General features: G+C 69.3%; 15 protein-coding genes and 1 tRNA gene. 5 read left to right on the forward strand and 11 right to left on the reverse strand.

From position 1 onward, the window contains the following. The first annotated feature begins 747 nt into the window (after window positions 1-747). The 3 genes from AC1DYN_RS00090 to AC1DYN_RS00100 all read left to right on the forward strand — a co-directional run bounded on the left by AC1DYN_RS00090 (window position 748) and on the right by AC1DYN_RS00100 (window position 7,958). Entirely contained in the window at window positions 748-4,704 is a 3,957-nt protein-coding gene (locus AC1DYN_RS00090; RefSeq protein ID WP_477957045.1) for a sensor domain-containing protein, read from the forward strand. Window positions 4,705-5,278: 574 nt separating this feature from the next. Beyond that, on the forward strand, window positions 5,279-7,561 hold the full coding sequence (locus tag AC1DYN_RS00095) for a nitric-oxide reductase large subunit (RefSeq protein ID WP_477957046.1): 2,283 nt from the start codon (window positions 5,279-5,281) through the stop codon (window positions 7,559-7,561). A gap of 4 nt (window positions 7,562-7,565) precedes the next feature. Next, window positions 7,566-7,958, forward strand: a complete 393-nt coding sequence (locus AC1DYN_RS00100) for a SirB2 family protein (RefSeq protein WP_477957047.1) — start codon at window positions 7,566-7,568, stop codon at window positions 7,956-7,958. 193 nt (window positions 7,959-8,151) lie between these two features. Here the strand turns inward: AC1DYN_RS00100 and AC1DYN_RS00105 are convergent. The 5 genes from AC1DYN_RS00105 to hemC form a co-directional block, all read right to left on the reverse strand. Further along, window positions 8,152-8,228 (reverse strand) — tRNA-Arg (locus tag AC1DYN_RS00105). Window positions 8,229-8,255: 27 nt separating this feature from the next. Further along, window positions 8,256-9,509 (reverse strand): heme biosynthesis HemY N-terminal domain-containing protein, encoded by a 1,254-nt coding sequence (locus AC1DYN_RS00110; protein ID WP_477957048.1) that lies wholly within the window; start codon window positions 9,507-9,509, stop codon window positions 8,256-8,258. After that, window positions 9,509-10,576 carry a uroporphyrinogen-III C-methyltransferase gene (locus tag AC1DYN_RS00115; protein ID WP_477957049.1) on the reverse strand — a complete coding sequence of 356 codons (1,068 nt, stop codon included), beginning with the start codon at window positions 10,574-10,576 and terminating at the stop codon, window positions 9,509-9,511. The genes AC1DYN_RS00110 and AC1DYN_RS00115 overlap by 1 nt, the downstream gene beginning before the upstream one ends. A gap of 38 nt (window positions 10,577-10,614) precedes the next feature. Further along, window positions 10,615-11,367, reverse strand: coding sequence for a uroporphyrinogen-III synthase (locus AC1DYN_RS00120; protein ID WP_477957050.1), 753 nt, complete (start codon window positions 11,365-11,367; stop codon window positions 10,615-10,617). A 12-nt stretch (window positions 11,368-11,379) separates the two neighbouring features. Beyond that, window positions 11,380-12,339: a hydroxymethylbilane synthase gene (hemC, locus tag AC1DYN_RS00125; protein WP_477957051.1), complete on the reverse strand. Its 960-nt coding sequence runs from the start codon at window positions 12,337-12,339 to the stop codon at window positions 11,380-11,382. 116 nt (window positions 12,340-12,455) lie between these two features. Here hemC and ppc point away from each other — a divergent pair, with 116 nt between their 5' ends. Beyond that, on the forward strand, window positions 12,456-15,305 hold the full coding sequence (gene ppc, locus AC1DYN_RS00130) for a phosphoenolpyruvate carboxylase (protein ID WP_477957052.1): 2,850 nt from the start codon (window positions 12,456-12,458) through the stop codon (window positions 15,303-15,305). An 8-nt stretch (window positions 15,306-15,313) separates the two neighbouring features. Here ppc and AC1DYN_RS00135 read toward each other — a convergent pair whose 3' ends face one another. Then, complete coding sequence (locus AC1DYN_RS00135) at window positions 15,314-16,228, reverse strand: glutaminase (protein WP_477957167.1); 915 nt, start codon at window positions 16,226-16,228, stop codon at window positions 15,314-15,316. A gap of 20 nt (window positions 16,229-16,248) precedes the next feature. Between AC1DYN_RS00135 and AC1DYN_RS00140 the strand changes: the two genes are divergently transcribed. Beyond that, window positions 16,249-17,553, forward strand: a complete 1,305-nt coding sequence (locus AC1DYN_RS00140; RefSeq protein WP_477957053.1) for a glycerate kinase type-2 family protein — start codon at window positions 16,249-16,251, stop codon at window positions 17,551-17,553. Between the two features lie 15 nt (window positions 17,554-17,568). Here the strand turns inward: AC1DYN_RS00140 and AC1DYN_RS00145 are convergent, their stop codons facing one another. The 5 genes from AC1DYN_RS00145 to xdhA form a co-directional block, all read right to left on the reverse strand. Beyond that, window positions 17,569-18,126, reverse strand: coding sequence for a ferritin-like domain-containing protein (locus tag AC1DYN_RS00145; RefSeq protein WP_477957054.1), 558 nt, complete (start codon window positions 18,124-18,126; stop codon window positions 17,569-17,571). A gap of 113 nt (window positions 18,127-18,239) precedes the next feature. Continuing rightward, window positions 18,240-19,031: a xanthine dehydrogenase accessory protein XdhC gene (gene xdhC / locus AC1DYN_RS00150; protein WP_477957055.1), complete on the reverse strand. Its 792-nt coding sequence runs from the start codon at window positions 19,029-19,031 to the stop codon at window positions 18,240-18,242. A gap of 82 nt (window positions 19,032-19,113) precedes the next feature. Next, window positions 19,114-20,370, reverse strand: a complete 1,257-nt coding sequence (locus tag AC1DYN_RS00155; protein WP_477957056.1) for a GNAT family N-acetyltransferase — start codon at window positions 20,368-20,370, stop codon at window positions 19,114-19,116. A gap of 124 nt (window positions 20,371-20,494) precedes the next feature. Next, window positions 20,495-22,876 carry a xanthine dehydrogenase molybdopterin binding subunit gene (gene xdhB / locus AC1DYN_RS00160; RefSeq protein WP_477957057.1) on the reverse strand — a complete coding sequence of 794 codons (2,382 nt, stop codon included), beginning with the start codon at window positions 22,874-22,876 and terminating at the stop codon, window positions 20,495-20,497. Continuing rightward, the gene (xdhA, locus tag AC1DYN_RS00165; RefSeq protein ID WP_477957058.1) at window positions 22,873-24,405 is read right to left on the reverse strand and encodes a xanthine dehydrogenase small subunit; all 1,533 of its coding nucleotides are present in this window, start codon (window positions 24,403-24,405) and stop codon (window positions 22,873-22,875) included. The genes xdhB and xdhA overlap by 4 nt, the downstream gene beginning before the upstream one ends. Window positions 24,406-24,436 lie beyond the last annotated feature (31 nt).

The raw sequence follows: 24,436 nt of genomic DNA on the forward strand, positions 1-24,436 counted from the left end.
CCTTGAGTATTGGCATCGGCCTTGCCGTCGGCGCTGGCATTGGCATCGCAGTTGGTGCGGCCCTGGGCGACGAGCGCGCCAACGCGGAGCAAGAGCCGGCGCGTTTGTTTGCAAGCTCACCGCAGTGATGCCCAGCCATCGCTCGACCGAAGCCCGGCGGGAAGCCCCCGCCTGGACCCAGCGTCACCATTGAAGGGCTCCGGCCGACCACGAGCCACCGGCCGCTTTGGCGCCGCTCAGGCAATCGCGCGGAGTCTTCACTCCTTCTTCCCCGAGGTCTCTCGACACGGCAATTTGGAGCGGTGACGGGCTGAAGCGTGCGCGCAGGCTCCGACGCGCGGCTGCCGCGGTGGCGCAACAAGCTGAAGCCGGACTGATTCACGGCCTTGCGAAAGGCCGCCATGGCCGCCTTGCCGGCGGGTGCCACTCAGGCGGTGCCAACCCCCAGCACTTGCGCGCGCGGCTTCCTGCAGGAAGGCGGTCACCGCACGCACGCAGCGTTGCGCCGGCTCGGCAAGTAGTCGGCGTACATCGTGCAAGTCGCCCGTGGAGCGAAGGGCTCCAGGCTCTTCAGGGTCATCTGCCGGTGCTTCCTGAGCGCAGCCACCGCTACCGCGTGCGAGGCCCGTTGGTCGAATTGGCCTGCTCGCAGTGCGCATTTCATGCGCTTCCCTGCCTGCATGCAGCCGATACTCTCGACATCGCGGATTGAGTTCCCAACAAGACAGTGGCTCCGGAGGCGACCTCGTGCAACAGTCACGGTTCTCTACGCCACAAGTGGCGGGTGTGCTGGTGGGCCTATTGGGCCTCGCCGTCGCGTTGCGCTGGCTGTTTGAGGTAAATGCAATCGCGCGCCTGATCCCCGGTTCGGAGCACATGGGGATCATCAACCCGTTGCTCTTCCTCGCGGCAGGCATCTGCCTTTTCAACGCCGCGCGCGTCAACGCCGGGCGCGTCACGCCAAACATCTGGCTTTCCGGGTTGTCGACGGCCTGCACTGTTGCCCTGATGGCGATACCCCTGGGCTGCTTGTTTGAAATTGCGACCGGCATTGGACTCGGGATCGATGTCGTCCGCGCACCCACGGGACCCATGTCCCCGAACGCGAGCCTGGCGTTCTTTCTCGCCGGCGTGGCCTTCTGGCTGCACGAACGGCGCTCCACCCCAACTGGGCAGATCATTTTCCTGGCGCTGGTCCTTGCGGTTTCAGTCATCGGCCTTGGCGGCCTCGTGGGTTACTTCGTGGGCCTGGAGACGCTGTACAAGGTGGCGAGTTTCAACCGGATGCTGCCAGCGACGGCATTCGGACTCTCGATCATCGGCGCGGGCTTGTGGATGCTCCATGAGGCATCGCAGAAATTCGATGCCGGGGCTCTGGAGAAAAGCGAGCGACGCATCAAGCGCCGCTCGCTCGCGATCATCGCGCTGGCCACGATCGCGGGCGGCGTGGCCGGGTTTGCGGTCATGCGCGACACGTTCGAGCAGTCGGTTTCAAAGGACATGCTGCTCGTCGCCACGACAAACGCGACATCGCTTGCCCACACCATTGACGTAAGCCTGTGGTTCCCGAGAACCGTCGCAACGCGACCGGCCGGACGCCAGGCCTTGGACAAGTTGAGCAAGGTGCCTGACGATGCGACAGCCCGGGAGTTCCTGCAAAGGGTTGCCGACAGCTTCCTGAGCGCCGACCTGACGGGCGTTGAGATCTACGCCGCGAACGGTTCGCGCGTCGCGCTGGCAGGAGCCATGACGTCCGCGAAGATGCAGGTCATTCAGCGTCTGGCAAATACGGGGCAACCGACCTTCCTTGCCTGGAAGGATGGCTACATGCTCCTCACCGAATCGGAGGTTGTCATCGACGGGCGCGCGGTGGGACGGGTGCGCACCGAGCAGCGCATGCCTCTTTTCGATCGCCTGCTGGCCGACATCCGGGCCTCAAGCGACACGTCCGACGTGGCGATCTGTGGTCGCGACAACGACACGCTGGTCTGCGCGCCGAATCGGTTCAGGCCCGACGGGTTCAAGCTGCCGATGTTCGACGCGTCCGGACTTCCTGGCCTTCCCGTGGCGAGAGCCCTGCTCGGAGAACACGGCGTGCAGTTTCTCAAGGACCGGCGCGGCAGCAACGTTCTCTCGGCCTTCACGCCGCTCAAGGACTTCGGGCTCGGTCTCGCAGTGCGGACCGATGTCGACACGCTCTATGCGCCGCTGAAGGCACGGCTGAAACTGTTGGCCTTGGCGATCATTGGCGTTGTCGCGCTCGCGATCTATGCCCAGCACAGCCAGGTGCGGCCGGCGCTCAAGCAACTGGTCGCCAGCGAGCAGCGAGTCAAACGCATTCTCGAGGACCAAACCGAGTTCGTGTCGCTCGCCAAGCCCGACGGCGAATTGACCTACGTCAACCCAGCCTACGCGCGGCACTTCGGGCTCACGCCCGTCGAGATGGTGGGCAAGAATTTGTTCGACTACGTCGAGCCGGCGGATCGGTCGATGGTTCTCCAGGCCGTGGCAGACGTCGTGTCGACAGGCCAGACCGCGAATGGCGAACACCGGATGACGGCCACCAACTGCGCCCAGCGCTGGGTGGCTTGGACCAACAGCCTGCAGCGCAATCACTCCGGGGCGCCGATGCTTCATTCCGTCGGACGTGACGTGACCGAGCGCAAGCAGACGGAGATGGCATTGCATACCAGCCAGGCGCTGCTCGCGCGCATGGGCCATGTTGCCGGCGTCGGTGGCTGGCAGATCGACCTGCGGACTGGAACACACACCTGGACCGAAGAGACCCGACGCATCCACGAGGTTGGGCCGGACTACGTGCCGAGCAAGGAGACCGCCCTCGCGTTCTACACACCGGAGGCACGCTCGGTCATCGAAGCGGCCGTCCAGAAAGGGATCGAGCGCGGTGAGTCCTGGGATCTGGAGGTGGCCATGGTCACAGCCAAAGGCCGCCAGATCTGGGTTCGTGCCCAAGGCCAGGCCGAGACAGAGAACGGGAAGCCGGTGCGCCTGGTCGGCGCGATTCAGGACATCACCGAGCGCATGCTGGCCGAGCGCGCACTTCGTGCGCTGACCGCGATCTTCGACGCGACCACGGACTACGTGGTGCAACTCGACACAACGGGCCGGGTCACGTACTTGAATCCGGCTGCTCGCAGTCGTACCGGGTTGGATCGAGATGCACCCATCGATCACTTGACACTGGCGGACCTCAACCCGCCTCAAACGCTCGACAGATTCATGACGGAGGTCTGGCCGGCTCTGGTGATCGCGGACGTCTGGGTTGGCGAATCCATGGTCTGGGACGCCGAGCGGCGCGAATTCCCCGTCAGCCACATCGTCATTGCCCACCGCGACAAGGACGGAAGGATCGAGTACCTGTCCGGCCTCATGCGCGACATCTCATCCGCCAAGGCGGCGGAGCAAGCGATCCGCGACAGCGAGCATCGCCTGCGCATGGTGACCGACAACCTGCCGGTGCTGATTTCCTATCTGGACCGCGACCTGAGTTTTCGCTTCGTCAACAGGACGTATCAGCAGTGGTTCGGCGCTGAGGCAGCCCCGCAAGTCGGGACGAACGTGAGGGAGTTCTACGGCGAGCAGGCTTGGCCAGAGATCGAGCCACGACTGAGAGCGGCCTTGGCCGGCGAAGGGGTCGCCTACGATCGCGAGATGCTGCGTCCCGACGGTCGACGCCATGTGCAGGTCACAGTCGTTCCGGATCGCAACGAGAAGGGCGACGTCGCCGGGCTATACACACTCATCGGAGATGTCACGTCCTACCGGGAAGCGCAGCGTGCGCTTCAGGAGAGTGAAGCGCGCCTGCGAACGGTAGCCGACTCGCTGCCGATGCGCGTTGCGTACATCGACGCCGCCGAGCGCTACCGGTTCAACAACCTGGCGTACGAGCGTGGCTTCGGCAAGTCGCGTGAGCAGCTCTACGGCCAGACGGTGCGCGAGCTGCTGGGCGATGTGGCCTACGAATCGGTCGAGCCGCACATTCGCCGTGCGTTGCGCGGCGAATCGGTCACGTTCCAGAGCGAAATGGCCAGCGCTGGCAGCTATGTCTGCTACGAGGCCCAATACATCCCGCAGTTCGCGGCCGACGGCACGACGGTGCTCGGCTTTCACGCTGTGGTCAGCGACATCACGCGTCAGAAACTCGAAGAGCGTCGATTGATTGAACTGGCACGCGTGGATTCGCTGACCGGCCTCATCAATCGCGCCGGGTTCGAGTTGTGCGTTGCCGAGACGATGCAGCGCTGCCGTTCGACGGGGGCGCTGATGGCGCTCATGTATCTGGACATCGACAAGTTCAAGCAGATCAATGACCAGTTCGGACACGACACCGGGGATGCACTGCTTCGCGCATTTGCGGGCCGGCTGCAACACACGCTACGCTCGAGCGACACCATCGCCCGGCTGGGAGGGGACGAGTTCACGGTCATCATGGCAAACCTGCCGAGGGCCGATGTCGCATCCACCGTCGCAGCCAAGATCGTCCAGGCCATGAGTGCGCCGTTCGTGCTCGATCAACGAACGGTCAGCGTCACGACCAGCATCGGCCTGACGTTCTACCAGGGAGACGCCACGACGGCCGAATCGCTTGTAAAGCAGGCCGATGTAATGCTCTATCAAGCCAAGGGCGCGGGGCGCAACAACGTTCAAGTGGCGCTGCGGCTGATCGAAGGTGGCCGGGCCTAGGCTGCATTGGCACGGGTGAACTTCAGCTTGCAGACCATGATTTGGATCTGTGAGGCCTCGCACACTGCACGGCTGGTCTGACAGGTCGCGGGAGTCTCTGCTCTTCAAGGGTGAATGTCGGAGTTGGTCGCCGACTGCCGACGAGGCGCAGCGTCCGATTGGCAACACCGACCCGACTCGGACGCTCACGCTCCTGGATTCGATGCCGGAAAGCAGTTGCGTATGAGAGCGAGCGTGCTCCGGTCCGACTTTCGTCGCCGCGTATTCGCTCACCTGGCTGTCACTCGTCGAGCGCTACCCTCGCTCACTTCCGCCACGCGGCGGTATCAAGGCAGAACTGCCCAACGACGCGCGCACCGGAAGTACGGGAGTTGTGGCCACCGTCATCCAAATGCTCACCGGTGCGGCAGGTGGAAGTGGATTCTCGCAATGTGCGCTGTCGCACAGCCGGCAACTCCCAGTCTGAAGATGATCGCAAATCGGCGCGGGCTTCGGCTCGCCCGTTCGGCCGGATGTTCGGGTCCACGGGATCCGCTTGAGTCGGTCGGCTTTTGTTCATCCGAGGAGATCGTCCATGTCGACTACCGGCAGGCTGTGGGTGGGCCTCTGCACCTTGCTCGTCGTCGGCTTCGGCGTGCTGCTCTGGATGGGCACCGAGATCCATCGCCAGGCACCGCCGATACCGCAAGCCGTCGTCACCGAGCGCGGCGACATCGTCTACACGCGCGCCGACATCGAACTCGGCCGCCAAGTGTGGCAAAGCATTGGTGGCCAGCAGCTCGGCTCGATCTGGGGCCATGGTGCGCTGGTGGCGCCGGACTGGTCGGCGGATTGGCTCCATCGCGAAGCCACAACGTGGTTCGACCTGCGCGCGCGTGCGAAAGACGGCGTGGCCTACGCCGATCTCGGCCCCGGCGAACAGGCACGTGTGCAGGCCGAGTTGCGCCCGCTGATTCGGCGCAACACCTTTGACGCCGCCAGCGGCCGCATCGTCGTTCCCGCCGAGCGCGCGCAGGCGATCGCGCAGGTCGCGGCGCACTATTCGAGCCTGTTCTCGAACGATCCGGCCACCCATGCGCTGCGCGAAGGCTATGCGATGCGCGAGGACACGGTGACCGATGCGCAGCACCGCCGCGCGCTCGGCGCGTTCTTCTTCTGGACCAGTTGGGCGGCCGTCACCGAGCGGCCCGGCGAGCCGATGAGCTACACGCAGAACTGGCCCTACGAGCCGCTGGTCGGTAACACGCCGACCGCGGCGACCTTCATCTGGACCGTGTTCAGCGTGCTGTTCATGATCGCCGGCATCGCCCTGCTGGCTTGGCACAACGCGGTCTGGCACCACAGGGACAAGGCCGAGGCGCTCGCCCCGCCGAAGCACGATCCGCTGCGCGGTCTGGTGCCGACCCCTTCGATGAAGGCCACGGCCAAGTACTTCTGGCTCGTGGTCGCGATGTTCCTCGTACAGATCCTGCTGGGCGCTACCACCGCGCACTACCAGGTCGAGGGCCAGAACGCCTACGGCATCGCGCTGTCAGAGGTGCTGCCCTACGCGCTGACGCGCAGCTGGCACACCCAGCTCGCGGTGCTGTGGATCGCTGTCGCTTGGCTCGCGACGGGCCTTTATATCGGGCCGGCGATCTCCGGGCACGAACCGAAGTACCAGCGCCTGGGCGTCAACCTGCTGTTCGTCTGCCTGGTCGTCATCGTCGTCGGGGCGTTCACCGGACAGTGGTTCGCAGTGATGCAGAAGCTCGGCCTGGCCAACAACTTCTGGTTCGGCCACCAAGGCTGGGAATACGTCGACATCGGCCGCTTCTGGCAGTGGTTCCTGTTCATCGGCCTGCTGCTGTGGCTGGTGCTAGTCGGCCGTGCGCTCTGGCCGGCGCTCGCGCGCAAGGACGAAATGTCGTCGATCGTAGGCCTGCTGTTCCTTTCCACCGTCGCCATCGGGCTGCTGTTCGGTGCCGGGCTGATGTGGGGCGAGCACACCCATCTGTCGATGGTCGAGTACTGGCGCTGGTGGGTCGTGCACCTCTGGGTCGAGGGCTTCTTCGAGGTCTTCGCGATCGCCGTCATCAGCTTCCTGTTCGTCAAGCTCGGCCTCGTGCGCGGCAAGACGGCGACGGTCAACGTGCTGTTCGCGACCATCGTCTTCATGTCGGGCGGCATTCTGGGCACCTTCCACCACCTGTACTTCGCCGGCACCACCACCGCGGTGGTGGCGCTCGGCGCTAGCATCTCGGCCCTCGAAGTGGTGCCGCTGGCACTGATCGGCCTGGAGGCCTACGAGACTTGGCGCCATGGCCAGGCGACGCCGTGGATGCAGCGATACCGCTGGCCGATCCTGTTCTTCCTGGCCGTCAGTTTCTGGAACCTGGTCGGCGCCGGGTTGTTCGGCTTTCTCATCAACACGCCTCTCGCGCTGTACTACATGCAGGGCCTGAACCTGACGGCGCTGCACGGCCACACCGCGCTGTTCGGCGTCTACGGCATGCTCGGCATCGGCCTGATGCTGTTCTGCCTGCGCGGGCTCAAGCCCGAGGCGCAGTGGAACAACGGCACGCTGGCCGGCGCATTCTGGGGCTTGAGCATCGGCCTGACGCTGATGGCGCTGCTGACCTTGCTGCCGCTGGGTGTGCTGCAGTTGCAGGCTGCGCTGGAAAACGGCTACTGGTACGCGCGTTCGGCAGAATTCATGGGCAAGCCTATCGTCCATTTGCTGGTGTGGATGCGCGTGCCCGGCGACACGGTCTTCAGCGTCGGCGCCCTGTTGATCGCCTGGTTCGTCCTCCGCCTGTGGGTGGCCCCGCGACAAGAGATGATTCCGGTGGATGCAGTCTCCGCCGGGCGCGCCTGAGACCATGATCGAGTTCTACGCTCAGATCCGTGCCGTGCACATCGGCGCGGTGCTGATCAGTGGCGCCCTCTTTGCGTTGCGCGGTGCCGGCGCGCTCAGCGGCATGCGCTGGCCCCTGGCAGCACCGCTGCGCTACCTCAGCTATTCGATCGACACCAGCCTGCTTACGGCTGCACTGATGCTGGTGGCCATGCTTCCGGCCGCCGTGTTCGCCAACCACTGGTTGACGGTCAAGCTGGTGCTGCTCGTGATCTACGTGGTGCTCGGTAGCTTCGCGCTGAAGCGCGGCCGCAGCATCCGCGCGCGCGGCATCTGCTTCGGAGCTGCCATCGGGGTGTATGCGTTCATGTTCGGCATCGCACGCACGCACCAGCCGCTGGGTTGGTTGGCGGGCTGACAACAGGGTCGTGGAGCTGCACGCGGCGCTGGAGAAGATCAAGGAGGATTCGGGCCGCTGGAACAAGAGCCTGGCCACGCTGCGGATGGAGCAAAAGGCAGCGCGCTCGGCGGCCACTCCCCCAAAAGTCCCCGGCAAGAAAAAACGCCCTGGAGGCGTGAACCTCCAAGGCGTTGAATCATTTCTTGTTTTTTGGTGCGGCTGGCAGGATTCGAACCCACGACCCCTTGGTTCGTAGCCAAGTACTCTATCCAACTGAGCTACAGCCGCTGAGCCTCGCAGTATAGCAGGACTTTTTCAGTTCTCGGCCAGCGTCGCCGCCTGCCGATAACAATCGGCCGTGCACTCGACGTCGCCCTGCTGCTCGGCCAGCCGCGCCAGCAGCACCCAGGCGTCGCGCCGCGCCGCCACCGGCAGCTCATCGGCCGCGGCCGCCTGCTCCAGCAGCAGCCGCGCCTTGCCCCACAGTTCGCGCTCGGCCAGCGCGCGTCCCACGGCATGCGCCAGCGCGGCCTCGCGCGGGAAGGCCTGCAGCGACGACTCCAGCCGCGGCAGCCAATCGGGCCCGATGCCGTCGACCGCAGCCACCAGCGCCTCGGCCAGCACGCAGCGCTCGTCGACACCCAGCTCGGTCAGCCGCTCCCAGAACGGCTTCAACGCGTTGCGCGCATCGACCTGCGCGCCGAAGTGCGCCAGCCGCGTGGCGGTGCGCGCGGCCACGAACGGATCGCGCCGGTCGACCGGCTCGAGCGACAGCCACACACGGCGCACCTGGTCGGCATCGCGCGCGCCATCCAGCGATTCGAACGCCAGCGAACGCAGCAGCCCCTGCGCGGCCTCCTTCGAGAAGGCCTGGTGCTTGGCCAGCAGGCGCGCGGTCTTCAAGGCCTCGTGCGGCTGGCGCGCCAGCCGGGTCGCCTGCAGCCGCAGCCGCAGCGCATGCGTGCGGCGCGCGACACCCGGCGGCAGCTCGGCCAGCAGCTCCAGCGCGCGGGCCGCATCGCGGTCGTCCAGCGCCCATTCGGCGGCCAGCAGGCGCGCGCCCTCTTCCGCCGGCCGCGCCAGCCCGCTGCGGCTGGACAGCTCGAGCGCCTGGCGCAGCTGCTCGTCGCGCCGGCTGCGGTCCTGCAGCTTGTGCAGGCTGCCGGCGGCCAGCAGGTGGCCGAGCACGGTGAACTCGTTGTCCTGCACCAGGTCGGGCGTGTCGCTCTGGATCAGCAGCGCGCGTTGCGCCGCCTTCTGCGCACGGCTGTAGCGCCCGCCGAAATACTGCGCCAGCGCATCGCGCAGCGCGGCCTGGGCCGTGCGGTCGCGCCGCGCCACGCGCCACTCGTGCGCGCGCCGCGGCAGGCCGAGCAGCGCATTGATGGCCTGGATCACCGTCACCAGCGCGAAGCAGGTGGCCACCAGCGCGATCAGGAACAGGTTCAGCGAGACGTCGAGCCGCCACGCACCCCAATAGAAGGTGACGAGGCCGTCGTTGGTGCCCAGCACCGACGCGCAGACCACCGCCAGCGCGAACAACAGCACGAACCAGACGACAGCACGCATCAGCGGCCCGCGGTGGCCGTGGCCAATGCCGCCAGCGTGTCGTCCGGCCGCGGCAGCACCACCTGGCGTGCGCCGGAGGCCACCTGCTTGACCAGCTCCAGCGCCATCGTCGTGCGGCGCGAGTTGCGGTCGAAATAGCGCTCCAGCGCCTGCTGCGCGCTCTGCAGGTCGGCCTGCGCCGCATCGAACTGGCGGCTCAGCACCGCCAACCGCGCGTTCAGCAGCCGCAGCTTCAGGTTCTCGCGCAGGAAGAAGGCCTGCTCCGGCGCCAGCCACATCGCATCCGGGTTGTCGATGCGGTTGACGCGCACCAGCGAACGGGTCTCGCCCCACACCCGGTCGAACACCGCGCCCAGCCGGTCCGACAGCTCGGCCAGGCCACCGCCGACCGGCGTCGGCGCCGCGTGGCTGGCCGGCGAGGCGCTGCGGCCGGTGGCGCGGGGCGGCGGGGCAACGGGTTTCGGTACTTCGCGTTTCGGCTCGGCCTGCGCCAGCAGCGGCAGTTCGTCGACCAGTCGCACCGCCTCGTCGAGGCGAATCGACAGCCCGCCGATGTCGGCCACGCCGACGGCCTTGACGCGGTCGATGTCGCGCGCGATCGCGCGGCGCACGCCGTCCAGCCGCGGCTGGCTGTAGCGCGCGAGCCGCTCGTCGGCCTGCTTCAGCGCCGCCACCAGCGGCTCGGCGCTGCCGGTGATCGCCGCCTGCTGCTGCGCGACGCGAAGGCCGGCATCGATGTCGACCAGCACGTTCTCGTCGCGCGAGCGCGACAGCGACTGGATCAGGTCTTCCAATTGGCTGCGCTGGATCGCCACCTCGGCCAGCCGGGCCTCGAGCAGCGCCACCTTGGCGGCACTGTCGCGCGCCACCTCCTGCGCCTGGCGGGCCATCATCTGCGCCTCGCCGCTTTGCTTGCCGCTGTCCTGCTGGCGGCGCACCAGTTCCTGCTCCAGCGTGCGCACGCGCTGCTGGGCCGACCAGGCCTGCACCAGCGCGATCACGATCAGCAGCACCAGCAAGGCCAGCACCGCCGGCGCAAGCCAGCTGCGACGGCGCGGCGGGGCCACGGGCTCGGGGGCAGGCGGGGTGGGAAGGGTGGCGTCGGTCACGATGCGATCGATTGTATGCAGGCCACCACTTCCGCGAAGGTCGGCCGCGATTCGAGCACCTGGCCGAAACCCAGGGCCCGCGCCCGGGCTGCGATGCGGGGATGGGTGGCCAGGGCGCGGGCGGCGTCCCAGCGCGCGCGGGGAGCCAGTGCCTCGAGGTGGTCGATGGCCTCCGAGCTGCTGAAGAACCACAGGTAGCCGGCGGGTGCGTCCAACGCGGCCTGCAGCCAGGCCGAGGCCTGCGCATCCGGCACCGGTGCGGCGCGCCGGTAGGCGCACACCAGCGACACCACGGCGCCCTGCTCGCGCAGCCGGTCGGCGAGCCAGTCGCGCCCGCTCGTGCCGCGCACCACCAGCACCCGGCGGCCGGCCCACTCACGCTCGCGCAACTGCTGCCACAGCGCTTCGGAATCGAACTGCGCCGAGTCCGCCGCCGGTTCGACGACCTGCGCGACGCCCCATCCACGCAGCACCCGCGTGGTGCCGGGCCCGGGCGATGCGGCCGGCACATCCGCCGGCCACGCGGCCTGCCCAGGCCGCTGCGCAAAGAAGCATTCGGCCGCGTTCGGGCTGACGAACATCACCAGCGCGTGGTCGGCCAGCGCCTGCCACGCCGCGTGCAGCGGCGCCGCATCGTCGACCGGCAGGATGTCGATCAAGGGCAGGGCCTGCGCGTCAAGACCCGCGCCGCGCAGGCCATCGACCCATTCGAGCGCCTGTGCCGCGGGCCGGGTGACCAGCACTCGCATGCGGTGGCGGCCTCAGCCCGCAGCCGTGGCGAGGTAGGCGTCACCGCCCGCCGCACGCAGCTGCGCGGCGGCCTGCTCGCCCAGCGCATTCGCGGCCGCGTCATCGGCGACGCGCGCCACCACCGTCGTGTGCAGCAGCGGCTGTGCCGGGTCGTCGACGTGGCCGAGCGCCGCGCTGATGCGCAGCTGTTCACCGTCCCACACCGCATGCGCCGCCAGCGGCATGCTGCAGCTGCCGCCCAGCGCGCGCGACACCGCGCGTTCGGCCTGCGCCCCCAGCCAGGTCGGCCGGTGGCTCAGGGCCGCGAGCCGCTCGCGCAGCGCCACCTGGTCGCTGCGGATCTCGATGCCGAGCGCGCCCTGCCCGGCCGCCGGGATCATGTCGTCCGGCGCGAACACCGAGCGGATGCGCGCCGCCAGGCCCAGGCGCTTCAGCCCCGCGGCCGCCAGCACGATCGCGTCGTAGTGGCCTTCGTCGAGCTTGCGCAGGCGGGTGTCCAGGTTGCCGCGCAGCGGTTCGATGCGCAGGTCGGGCCGGCGCGCCAGCAGCTGCGACACGCGGCGCAGGCTGGAGGTGCCGACGCAGGCCCCCTGCGGCAGCTCGGCCAGCACGGCATGGCGGTTCGAGACGAAGGCATCGCGCGGGTCTTCGCGCTCCAGCACCGCGGCCAGCTCGAAGCCATCGGGCAGCACCATCGGCACGTCCTTCAGCGAATGCACCGCCAGGTGCGCCCGCCCGTCTTCCAGCGCGGCCTCGAGCTCCTTCACGAACAAGCCCTTGCCGCCGACCTTCGACAGCGTGCGGTCGAGGATCTGGTCGCCGCGGGTCGTCATGCCCAGCAGCTCGACACGCAGCCCGAAGCGCTGCTGCAGCAGGTCGCGCACGTGTTCGGCCTGCCACAGGGCGAGGCGGCTTTCGCGGGTGGCGATGACGAGGGGTTCGGGAAGCACGGCGGACGGCGAGGAAGGCATCGCCAAATGCTATCAGGCCCGGCTCTTGCTGCCGGTCAAGAAGCCGTCGGCCCCTGCGCTGATACCATCAGGGTTCGTAACCAAGTTACAGCCTCGACGAGGCCCAGAGGACAAAGATGCCACGCGCCACACCTGCCCCCGCCCCTCGTTCCCGCGCCACCGCACGCCAGGCCGCCGCCGAGGCCGCCGACAAGAACCGCCCGCTGGTCGAGGACATCCGCCTGCTCGGCCGCATCCTCGGCGACGTGATCCGCGAGCAGGAGGGCCAGGGCGCCTTCGACCTGATCGAGCGCATCCGCCAGCTGTCGGTGGCCTACCGGTTGAAGCGCGACGCGCAGGCCGGCAAGACCTTCGACCGGCTGCTCAAGAGCCTGAGCGGCGACCAGACCGTCAGCGTGATCCGCGCCTTCAGCTACTTCTCGCACCTGGCCAACATCGCCGAGGACCGCCACCACGTGCGCCGGCGCGAGATCCACGAGCGCCAGGGCCACCTGCAGGAAGGCTCGCTCGCGATGAGCTTCGAGCGCCTGGCCGAGGCCGACATCCGCGCCGACGACATCGCGCGCACGCTGCGCCACGCCTACATCTCGCCGGTGCTGACGGCCCACCCGACCGAGGTGCAGCGCAAGAGCATCCTCGACGCCGAGCGTGCCATCGCCGAGCTGGTGGGCCAGCGCGACGAGCTGCGCAGCGCGCGCGAGCTGGCCGACAACGAGGCGCTGCTGCGCGCCCGCGTGACGCAGCTGTGGCAGACGCGCATGCTGCGCTACACCAAGCTGACGGTGGCCGACGAGATCGAGAACGCGCTCAGCTACTACCAGGCGACCTTCCTGCGCCAGATCCCGAAGCTGTACCAGGAGATCGAGGAGGCGCTGCCCGGCCACCCGATCGCGCCCTTCTTCCGCATGGGCAACTGGATCGGCGGCGACCGCGACGGCAACCCCAACGTCAGCGCCGAGACGCTGCAGATGGCGCTGCGCCGGCAAAGCGAGACGGTGCTGCGCTTCTACCTGACCGAGGTGCACGAGCTGGGCGCAGAGCTGTCGATCTCGGCCACGCTGGCGCCGGTGACGCCGGCGATGCAGCAACTGGCCGAGGGTTCGCCCGACCACAACGCTCACCGCGAGGACGAGCCCTACCGCCGCGCGCTGATCGGCATGTATGCGCGGCTGGCCGCGACGCTGCATGCCTTCACCGGCACCGAGGCGCTGCGCCATGCGGTGGCGCCGCAGGACCCGTACCTGGCGAGCGACGACTTCCTGGCCGACCTGCGCATCATCGAAGCCTCGCTGCGCTCGCACCATGCCGACGCGCTGATCGCGCCGCGGCTGCGTCCGCTGATGCGCGCGGTGCAGGTGTTCGGCTTCCACCTCGCGACCGTGGACCTGCGGCAGAGCTCGGACAAGCACGAGGCGGTGGTGGCCGAGCTGCTGAAGGTGGCCCGCATCGAGCCCGACTACAGCGCGCTCGACGAGGCCGCGCGGCGCACGCTGCTGATGTCGCTGCTGAACGACACGCGGCCGCTGCGCGTGCACGGCGCGGCGTACTCGGAGCACAGCCTGGGCGAGCTCGCGATCTTCGAGGCGGCGCTGAAGATGCTGAACCGCTATGGCCGCGAGGCACTGCGCCACTACATCATCTCGCACACCGAGGACGTGAGCGACCTGCTGGAGGTGCTGCTGCTGCAGAAGGAGACCGGCCTGATGCTGGGCACGCTGGACGACGGCCAAGGAAGCGGATCGTCGCCTGCCGGCGCCGAGTGCCGGCTCATCGTCTCGCCGCTGTTCGAGACCATCGGCGACCTGCGCAACGCCGAGCCCATCATGCGCGACTACTACGCGCTGCCGGGCATCGCGGCGATGATCCAGCGCTCGGGCCGCGAGCAGGACGTGATGCTCGGCTACAGCGACAGCAACAAGGACGGCGGCTCGTTCACCAGCAACTGGGAGCTGTACCGCACCGAGATCGCGCTGGTGGGGCTGTTCGCGTCGCTGGGCGAGGAACACGGCATCACGCTGCGGCTGTTCCACGGCCGCGGCGGCACGGTGGGGCGCGGCGGCGGCCCGAGCTACCAGGCCATCCTGGCGCAACCGCCGGGCACGGTGAACGGGCAGATCCGCCTGACCGAGCAGGGCGAGGTGATCTCGTCGAAGTATGCGCACCCCGAGATCGGCCGGCGCAACCTCGAGACGCTGGTGGCGGCGACGTTGGAGGCGACCCTGCTGCACCCGACCAAGAGCGCGCCGAAGAGCTTCCTCGAGGCGGCGGCGGCGATCAGCGAGGCCAGCATGGCGGCCTACCGCAAGCTGGTGTACGAGACCCCGGGCTTCACCGACTACTTCTTCTCGGCCACGCCGATCCGCGAGATCGCCGAGCTGAACATCGGCTCGCGGCCGGCCTCGCGCAAGGCGACGCGCGCGATCGAGGACCTGCGAGCGATCCCGTGGAGCTTCAGCTGGGGCCAGTGCCGTGTCGCGCTGCCGGGCTGGTGCGGCTTCGGCTCGGCCATCGACGGCTACCTGGGCAAGGCACCGAAGGAGCGCAAGGAGCGCCTGCTGCTGCTGCAGCGCATGCACAAGCAGTGGCCGTTCTTCCGCACGCTGCTGTCGAACCTGGACATGGTGCTGGCCAAGAGCGACCTGGGCATCGCGGCACGCTATGTCGACCTGGTCGAGGACAAGAAGCTGGGCAAGCGGATCTTCGGGCTGATCCAGGCCGAGTGGCAGCGCACCAGCGACGCGGTCGGGCTGATCACCGGCGAGAAGAACCGGCTCGCGTCGAACCCGTCGCTCGCGCGTTCGATCGAGCACCGCTTCCCGTACCTGGATCCGCTGAACCACCTGCAGGTCGAGCTGATGCGGCGCTACCGCCAGCGGCGCGAGGGCGATCCGGCGATCGAGCGGGTGCAGCGCGGGATCCACATCTCGATCAACGGCGTGGCGGCCGGCCTGCGCAACACCGGCTGAGGCATCCGCTAGAACAACGACTGCCCGATCAACGAGGTGAAGCGCTCCAGCGCCACGCTGCCTGCCAACGAGTTGCCCGTATGCTCCAGCCCCGGCGACCACACGCAGACCCCGAGCACGCGCGGGATGTGCGCGACGATGCCGCCGCCCACGCCGCTCTTGGCCGGGATGCCGACGCGGTAGGCGAAATCGCCCGCCGCGTCGTAGGTGCCGCAGGTCAGCATCAGCGCCGACAAGCGCTTGGCCGAACTCGCGTCCAGCACGCGCTCGCCGCTGACCGGGCTCACGCCGCCATTGGCCAGGAAGCCGACCGCGCGCGCCAGGTCGACGCAGTTCATGCGGATCGCGCAGTGCCGGCAGTAGGCCTCGATCACCGCATCGACCGGGTTCTTCAGGTTGCCGAAGCTGTGCATGAAATGCCCCATCGCGCGGTTGCGCGAGCCGGTGGCGAGCTCCGAGCGGGCCACCGCGTCGTCGTACTGCAGCCCCGCGTTGCCCGACAGCCGTCGCAAGAATTCGACCAGCGCCATCTCGGGCTGCACGAAGCGCGTGCTCAGCACGTCGGTGACGACCAGTGCGCCGGCATTCAGGAACGGGTTGCGCGGTTTGCCCTGCTCGGTCTCCAGCTGCACCAGCGAGTTGAAGGCGGTGCCCGACGGCTCGCGCCCGACGCGTTCCCACAGCGCATCGCCGACCAGCTGGAACGCGAGCGTCAGCGAGAACAGCTTGGAGACCGACTGGATCGAGAAATCCTCGCGCGCCTGGCCCACCGTGTAGAGTCGCCCGTCGAGCATGCTGACCGCCATGCCGAAGCGCTCGGTGGGCACCTTGGCCAGTTCGGGGATGTAGCTGGCAACCCGTCCCTGCGGCAGCAGGGGCTGCACCTCGTCGTGGATGCGGTCGAGCACCGCCTGCATGTCGATCGTCATCTCATCATTGGGCCATGACCATGCCTTCACCGCACACCGATCCCCGTGGATTTCTTCGCGCGCTGTACGACGCCGCGGTCGCCCGCGCGCTGCCGCAGCGGTCGATGCAGGCATTCCTGCCACCGCCTCCGCGCGGGCGCACGCTGGTGCTGGGCGCCGGCAAGGCGGGCGGCTCGATGGCCGCGGCGCTGGACACGCTGTGGCCGGCGGACGCGCCGCTGTCGGGCCTGGTCGTCACCCGCTACGACCACGTGCCGCCGGCCTACCGCGCGAAGCCGGGCCGCATCGAGGTGGTCGAGGCGGCCCACCCGGTGCCCGACGAAGCCGGCCGGCAGGCCGCGCTGCGCATCGCCGCGCTCGCGCGACAGGGGCTGACGGCCGACGACCTGGTGCTGTGCCTGGTGTCGGGCGGCGGCTCGGCGCTGCTCGCGCTGCCGGCCGACGGCGTCACGCTGGAGGAGAAGCAGGCGATCAACAAGGCCTTGCTGAAGAGCGGTGCCGCCATCGACGAGATGAACTGCGTGCGCAAGCACCTGTCGGCGATCAAGGGCGGGCGGCTCGCGGCGCTGTGCGCGCCGGCCCGGGTGGTCACGCTGCTGATCTCCGACGTGCCCGGCGATTCGCCCGAGGTGATCGCGAGCGGGCCGACGGTGCCCGACGCGAGCACCTGCGCCGATGCCTTGCGCATCCTCGCGCGCTACGGCATCGAGATCCCGCCGGCCGCGCGCGCCGGGCTCGAGAGCGGCGCCTTCGAGACGCCGAAGCCGGGCGACCCGCGCTTCGCCGGCCACGCGGTGAAGATGATCGCGACGCCGCAGGAGTCGCTGGAAGCCGCCGCGGCGCTGGCGCGTGCCGCCGGCCTCGACGTGCACATCCTCGGCGACGAGATCGAAGGCGAATCGCGCGAGGTCGGCAAGGTGCATGCGGCCCTCGCGCGGCAGGTGGCGCGGCGCGGGCAGCCGTTCGCGAAACCGTGCGTGATCCTGTCGGGCGGCGAGACCACGGTGACGGTGAAGAGCAAGGGTGGGCGCGGCGGACGCGCCACCGAGTTCCTGCTCGGCTGCGCGATCGCGCTGCAGGGCCAGGCCGGCGTGCACGTGCTGGCGGCCGACACCGACGGCATCGACGGCGTCGAAGACAACGCCGGCGCGATCGTCACGCCCGACACGCTGGCGCGCGCGCAGGCGCTCGGGCTCAAGCCGGCGGAGTTCCTCGACCGCAACGACGCCTACAACTTCTTCGCGCCGCTCGGCGACCTGGTGGTGCCGGGCCCGACCTTCACCAACGTCAACGACTTCCGCGCGCTGCTGGTCGTCTGAGCGCCGGCAGCGCGGTCACTGCTCCAGCAGGTCCCGCATCTCGTCCGCATGCTCTTCCTCGTCGCTGAGGATGCCTTCCAGCATGCGCCGCGTCGTCGGGTCCTTGTCGCCGATCAGCGTGATCATCTGGCGGTAGGCCTCGACCGCGACGCGCTCGGCCACCAGGTTGGCGCGGATCATCGCCTTCAGCTCCGACGATTCATCGTAGTCGGCGTGGCTGCGTTCGAGCAGCGTGTTCGGCGAGAAATCGGGCTCGCCGCCCAGCTGCACGATGCGCTCGGCGATCAGGTCGGCATGCGCCGCCTCTTCGTTGGCGTGCACCATGAACTCGGCCGCGATCGCGGGTGAGCTCATGCCGTGCGCGGTGAAGTGGTGGCGCTTGTAGCGCAGCACGCACACCAGCTCGGTGGCCAGAGCGTCGTTCAGCAACTGGACGATGTCGTCGCGCCAGGGCCCGAAGCCGGGCGTCACCGGGCCTTGCTCGGCATTCTTGCGCGCCGCGTCCAGCGCAGCCGCGTCCAGGCGCAGCGATCGGCCTTCACGGCCCTTCTTGGGGTCGGTCTTATGAAGCATGTCCATCTCCGTTCGGGGTCAGGTGGGGATGGCTTCACTGTAGGAACTGCACCGCCGCCGCGGCATCGGAAGGCAGCGGCCCTGCCTGTAGGACATGACCCCGCAGCTGCGGCTCAGCCCTGCTGCAGCAACTGCGCCACCACCGCCACCGCGATCACCGCCGGCTCCTTGCCCGCGATGCCCGGCACGCCGATCGGGCAGGTCATGCGCGCGATCCGGTCCGCGGCAATGCCGCGCTCTTCGAACCGGTGCACGAAGCGCTCGCGCTTGGTCCGGCTGCCGATCAATCCGAGGTAGGCGAAATCGCCGCGCCGCAGGATCGCCTCGGTGATGCGCAGGTCCAGGTCGTGGCTGTGCGTCAGCACCAGGTAGTGCGCGCCCGCCGGCGCCTGCGCCACCTCGGCCTCCACCGGCTCCACGCACAGCCGCTCGACCTGCGGCGGCAGCCAGCCGTCCGGAAACTCGCTCTCGCGCTCGTCGATCCACTGCACCTTGCAGTCGTCGATGCCGGCCAGCAGCCCGACGATCGCGCGGCCCACGTGGCCGGCCCCGTACAGCTGCAGGAAGAAGCGCGGCGCCGGCTCCACCCAGCCCGCCAGCAGCGCCGCATCGACCGGCTGCGTGCGCAGCGTCAGCGCGCCGCCGCAGCACTGGCCCAGCGACGGGCCGAGCGCGTAGTGCTCGTCATGGATGACCGGATCGCCGGCGGCCAGGCAGCGCCGCGCATGCGCGATCGCCTTCAGCTCCAGGTGGCCGCCGCCGATCGTGCCGTGCACCGCGTCGTGCGTCACCAGCATGTGCGTGCCGCTCTCGCGCGGCACCGAGCCGCGGTGCGACAGCACCTGCACGTCCATCGCCGGGATGCCCGCGGCGAGCAGGGCCTCAGCCTGGTGACGTGCTGACATGCTCAGCCGACGCCGGGCCGCCCCAAGCCGGCTGAGCGCCCCCTCGGGGGGCAGGAACGCAGTGACGTGGGGGCGTCACCTCTCAGCCCATCACCAGCGGCAGCGGGCTGCTGACGACGGTGCCGATCAGTTCGTACATGCCCTCGTGCGTCAGCACGCCCGCCAGCACCAGCTTGGGCCGGCGCAGCAGCGGCTTCACGCGCGCGAGCAGGGATCGCCAGCTGCGGTGCAGCCCGACGCGCAGCCGGTTGGTCGCGGTGTCGCGCAGGATCAGCAGCGAGGTCTCCTCGCGCACCTCGGTCGCGAACTGGCGCTTGTACTCCGACACGCCGATGCCGAAGTTCAGCGTCTGCGGCGCCTGGTGCGCGATCAGGTCCTCGATCAGGCGGTACAGCAGCACCGTGCCGGGGCTGAACTTCGCCAGCTCGGCGTCATGCCCGATGTCGGCGTAGTGGAACACGCCGCGCCCCTGGTAGCCCAGCACGAAGGCCAGCGCCCGGCCGCCGCTGCGCAGCACGTAGCTGCGAAGCAGTCCGCGCCGCGCCAGGTCGGCCAGCCGCAGGCCGATGTCGGCGCGCTCGATGCCCAGCGGCCCGATCGCCTGGTGCTGCCAGGTGCGCTGCGCGATGTGCTGCGCCTGGCGCACGAATTCGTCGACCTGCTCTTCGCGCTCGACGCGCACCAGCTCCAGTCCGCCCAGCTGTTCTTCGAGCACCCGCACCTGGCGGCGCAGGTTGTAGCGCTTCTTGCTGCCGAAACGCGCCAGGTAGGCGTCGAAGCTGTCTGGCAGCGCGATCGTGTAGAGCGGGCGCTTGCCATGCTCGCTGTACAGCAGCGAACCCTTGCGCTCGCGCAGCGCGGCCTCCCAGCCGGCCCAGGCTTCGCAGCCGGCCGGCACGCCCTTCAGGAACAGCGCGTCCAGGTCGGGCCGCTCGCGCCACAGCCGTTCCACCACGTCGGCCAGCGCGCCGGGGCGGCCGCTGGCAAGCGGGGCGCCGCCCAGCAGGTGCGCGGCGCGCAGCTTCATCGTCGCGAAGGTGTGGCGCCCGGCCGAGAAGGCCAGCGCATACGGCTGCACGTCCATCGGCACCACGCCGACCTCGGCCCCGGCCTGCGCCGGCAGCACGCCCAGCAGCAGGTCATCGGACGGGCGCGTGCTGACCAGGTGGCTCCACCATTCGGGCGACTGGTAGATGCGGTAGACGTGGTCGCTCGACCGCAGCAGGCCGTCCCAGCCCTGGATCAGCCGGGCATCGCGCCCGGCGTCCATCGTTCGGGAAAACACCACCGCCGCGACGGAGGCGAGGATGGGGGCGGCGGCGGACGTTGTGGCGCTCATCGGATGCGGCTCGTGGGGTCAGGGTGCAAATCGCCACGAAGAATAGCCAGCGGCGCGTCAAAGCCGTCTCCCTTGCCCCGGGGGTTTCGCCGTGAATACTGCACGGATCGCACCGCACGCGTCCTTATCCGACCTGCCGCACCGCGGTGATCGCGTCCAGGATCGCCTCGCTGGTGGCCGGTGCGCGCAGCGGCGGGTCGACCCGGTGCCCGCCCACCGCCGACACCGCGTCGCGGATCGCGAAGAACACCGAGAACGGCAGCAGCAGCGGCGGCTCGCCGACCGCCTTGCTGCGGTGGATGCTGTCCTCGACGTTGTCGCCGTCGAACAGCTGCACGTCGAACACCGGCGGGCAGTCGTTGGCGGTCGGGATCTTGTAGGTGCTGGGTGCATGCGTCATCAGCAGCCCGCTCTGCGGATGCCACACCAGCTCTTCGGTGGTCAGCCAGCCCATGCCCTGGATGAAGGCGCCTTCCACCTGGCCGATGTCGACCGCGGGGTTCAGCGAGCGGCCGGCATCGTGCAGCAGGTCGGCGCGCAGCAGCTTCCACTCGCCGGTCAGCGTGTCCACCACCACCTCGCTCACCGCCGCGCCGTACGCGAAGTAGTAGAACGGCCGGCCCGTCAGCGTCGCGCTGTCCCAGTGCAGCCCGGGCGTCGCGTAGAAGCCGTCGGACCACAGCTGCACGCGCGCCAGGTACGCCTGCATCACCAGCTCGCCGAAGCCGATGCGCCCTGCAGGCCCCACCACCTCGTCGTTGGCGAAGCGCAGCTCGCCGGCGCGGCAGCCCAGGCGCTGCGCGGCCACGTCGGCCAGCCGCTCGCGGATCTGCCGCGCTGCGTCCTGCGCCGCCTTGCCGTTCAGGTCGCTGCCGGTGGACGCGGCGGTGGCCGAGGTGTTGACCACCTTGTGCGTGTCGGTCGCGCTGACGCGCACGCGCTCGAAGCCGACGCCCAGCTCGTGCGCCACCACCTGCGCCACCTTGGTGTTGAGCCCCTGGCCCATCTCGGTGCCGCCGTGGTTCACCAGGATCGACCCGTCGGCATACACGTGCACCAGCGCGCCGGCCTGGTTCAGGTGCTTGACGTTGAACGAGATGCCGAACTTGACCGGCGTGAACGCGAGGCCGCGCTGCAGCACCGGGCTCGTGCGGTTGAACTCGGCGATGGCGGCGCGTCGTTCGCGGTAGCCGCTGCTCGCCTCCAGCTGGTCGCACAGCTCGTGCAGGATGTTGTCGTCCACCGGCTGCCGGTACGGCGTCACGTGGTTCGTGCCCTTGCCGTAGAAGTTGGCGCGGCGCACGTCCAGCGCGTCCTTGCCGAGCGCGCGCGCGATGCTGTCGACGATGTTCTCGATCGCGATCGCGCCCTGCGGCCCGCCGAAGCCGCGGAAGGCGGTGTTGCTCTGCGTGTTCGTCTTGCCGCAGTAGCCGTGCATGGCCACGTCGGGCAGCCAGTAGGCGTTGTCGAAGTGGCACAGCGCGCGCGTCATCACCGGGCCCGACAGGTCGGCCGAGTGGCCGGCGCGCGACACCATCGTGATCTCGCTGCCGAGGACGCGGCCGTCGTCGTCGTAGCCCACCTCGTACTCGTACCAGAAGCAGTGGCGCCGCCCGGTGATCAAAAAGTCGTCGTCGCGGTCGACCCGCAGCTTGACCGGCCGGTGCAGCTTCTGCGCCGCCACCGCCGCCACGCAGGCGAACAGCGCCGACTGCGATTCCTTGCCGCCGAAGCCTCCCCCCATGCGCCGGCATTCGACCTGCACGTGGTGCGCGTTCAGCTTCAGCGCATGCGCCACCACGTGCTGCATCTCGCTCGGGTGCTGCGTCGAGCAGTGCAGCAGCAGGCCCCGGTCTTCCTTCGGGATCGCGTAGCTGATCTGGCCTTCGAGGTAGAACTGCTCCTGGCCGCCGACGTCCAGCGTGCCGGACAGCTTGTGCGGTGCCGCGTCGATGGCGGCGCGCGCACCGCCCTCGCGCGTGCTGCGCACCAGGTGCATCGGCGGCAGCACGTACTGGCCGGCGGCATGCGCGGCCTGCGGCGTCAGGATCGGCGGCAGCGGGTCGATCTTCAGCACCGCCTTCGCCTGCGCGGCGGCGCGGCGTGCGGCATCGCGCGTGGCCGCGATCACCGCGAACACCGGCTGGCCGAGGTAGCGCACCTCGCCGTCGGCGAGGATCGGATCATCGTGCAGGATCGCGCCGCAGTCGTTCGGGCCGGGGATGTCGGCCGCCGTCAGCACCGCGACCACGCCCGGCTGCGCGCGCAGCAGCGCCAGGTCGAGCGCGGTGATCCGGCCGTGCGCCACCGGCGACAGCCCGAGCGCCGCGTGCAGCGTGCCGGCCAGCTCGGGCAGGTCGTCGATGTAGGCGGCCTCGCCGGCCACGTGCAGGTGCGCCGATTCGTGCGGCCGGCTGATGCCCACGCGCGCGCCGTCGCGCAGCGCGGCGGTCTCGGCGTCGGCATCGATGCGGCGCTGCAAAAAGGCGTCGAGCGGCTTGTTCATGCGGCGGCGCTCCAGACGCTGGTGGCGCTTTGCGGCAGCGCGTCGGTGGCGCGCGTCTCCAGCCAGAAGCGGCGCAGCAGGTTCTGCGCGACCTGCAGCCGGTAGGCGGCGCTCGCCCGCATGTCGGTCAGCGGCTTGAAGTCTTCGGCCAGCGCCTGTTGCGCGGCCTGCAGTGCGGCCTCGTCCCAGGTCCGACCTTGCAGCACCGCCTCGGCCCCCGCCGCGCGCTTGACGATGGCGGCCATGCCGCCGTAGGCCAGCCGGACCTGCGCGACGGCGCCGCCCGCATCGAGTTCGATCGACAACCCGGCGCACACCGCCGAGATGTCGCAGTCGAAGCGCTTGCTGATCTTGTAGGCGCGCGTGTGCCGCGCTGCCACCGCCAGCGGCACGACGATCTCCTGCACGAACTCGCCCGGCTGCAGCAGGCTCTTCATGTAGTCGACATAGAACGACGCGAGCGGCACGCGCCGCGCCTTGCTGCCGCGGCGCAGCACCAGCTCGGCATCCAGCGCCAGCAGCACCGGCGCGCTGTCGCCGATCGGCGAGCCGTTGGCGACGTTGCCACCCATCGTGCCGGCATGGCGGATCGGCGGCGACGCGAAGCGCAGCCACACCTCGGTCAACCCGCCGATGCGCTGCGCGAGCGCGGCCCAGGCGTCTTCGAGCGACGCACCGGCGCCGATGTGCAGGTGGCCGTCGCGCTCGGCGATGCGCTTCAGCTCGGCCACGTCGCCCAGGTAGACGATCGCGCCCAGGTCGCGGAACTGCTTGTTGACCCACAGCCCGATGTCGGTGGAACCGGCCAGCAGCGTGGCCTTGGGGTGCTGCTCGAGCAGCGCGGCCAGCGCATCCAGCGAACGCGGTGCGAAGAAGTCGTCGACGCGCGGCGCACCCGCGCGCTGTCGGTTGAAGCCGGCGTAGTGCAGGCCGTCGCCGCCCTGCAGCCCCCGCAGCGCGGCGAGCACCGGCGCCGTGTCCAGCGGCACGGCCGGCAACTCGAACATGCGCTGCCCGGCATCCAGGATCGGCCGGTAGCCGGTGCAGCGGCACAGGTTGCCCGACAGTTCGTCGGCCAGTTCGCGGCGCGTCGGCGGGGCGCCGCAGGCGCGGTGGCGCTGGTAGCTGTCCCACAGCGACATCACGAAGCCCGGCGTGCAGAAACCGCACTGCGAACCATGGCAATCGACCATCGCCTGCTGCACCGGATGCAGCGCGCCGGAGGCGGGGTCCTTCAGGTCCTCGACGGTGAACAAGGCCTTGCCGGCCAGCGTCGGCAGGAACTGGATGCAGGCGTTGACGGTGTGCAGCGCGAGCCCGCCCACCACCTGCGACGCCGGCGTGTGCGGCCCCGGCAGCTCGCCGATGACCACGGTGCAGGCGCCGCAATCGCCTTCGTTGCAGCCCTCCTTGGTGCCGGTGCAATGCGCGTCCTCGCGCAGCCAGTCGAGCACCGAACGCGTGGGATGCACGCCGCTCACGTCGACGAGTTCGCCACGGTGATAGAACCGGATGCCTTGGGTACTCATGGAAAACCTGGGTTGCTCGACAAGCATAGGA

Source organism: Rhizobacter sp. P2_D12 (genome assembly GCF_056404395.1).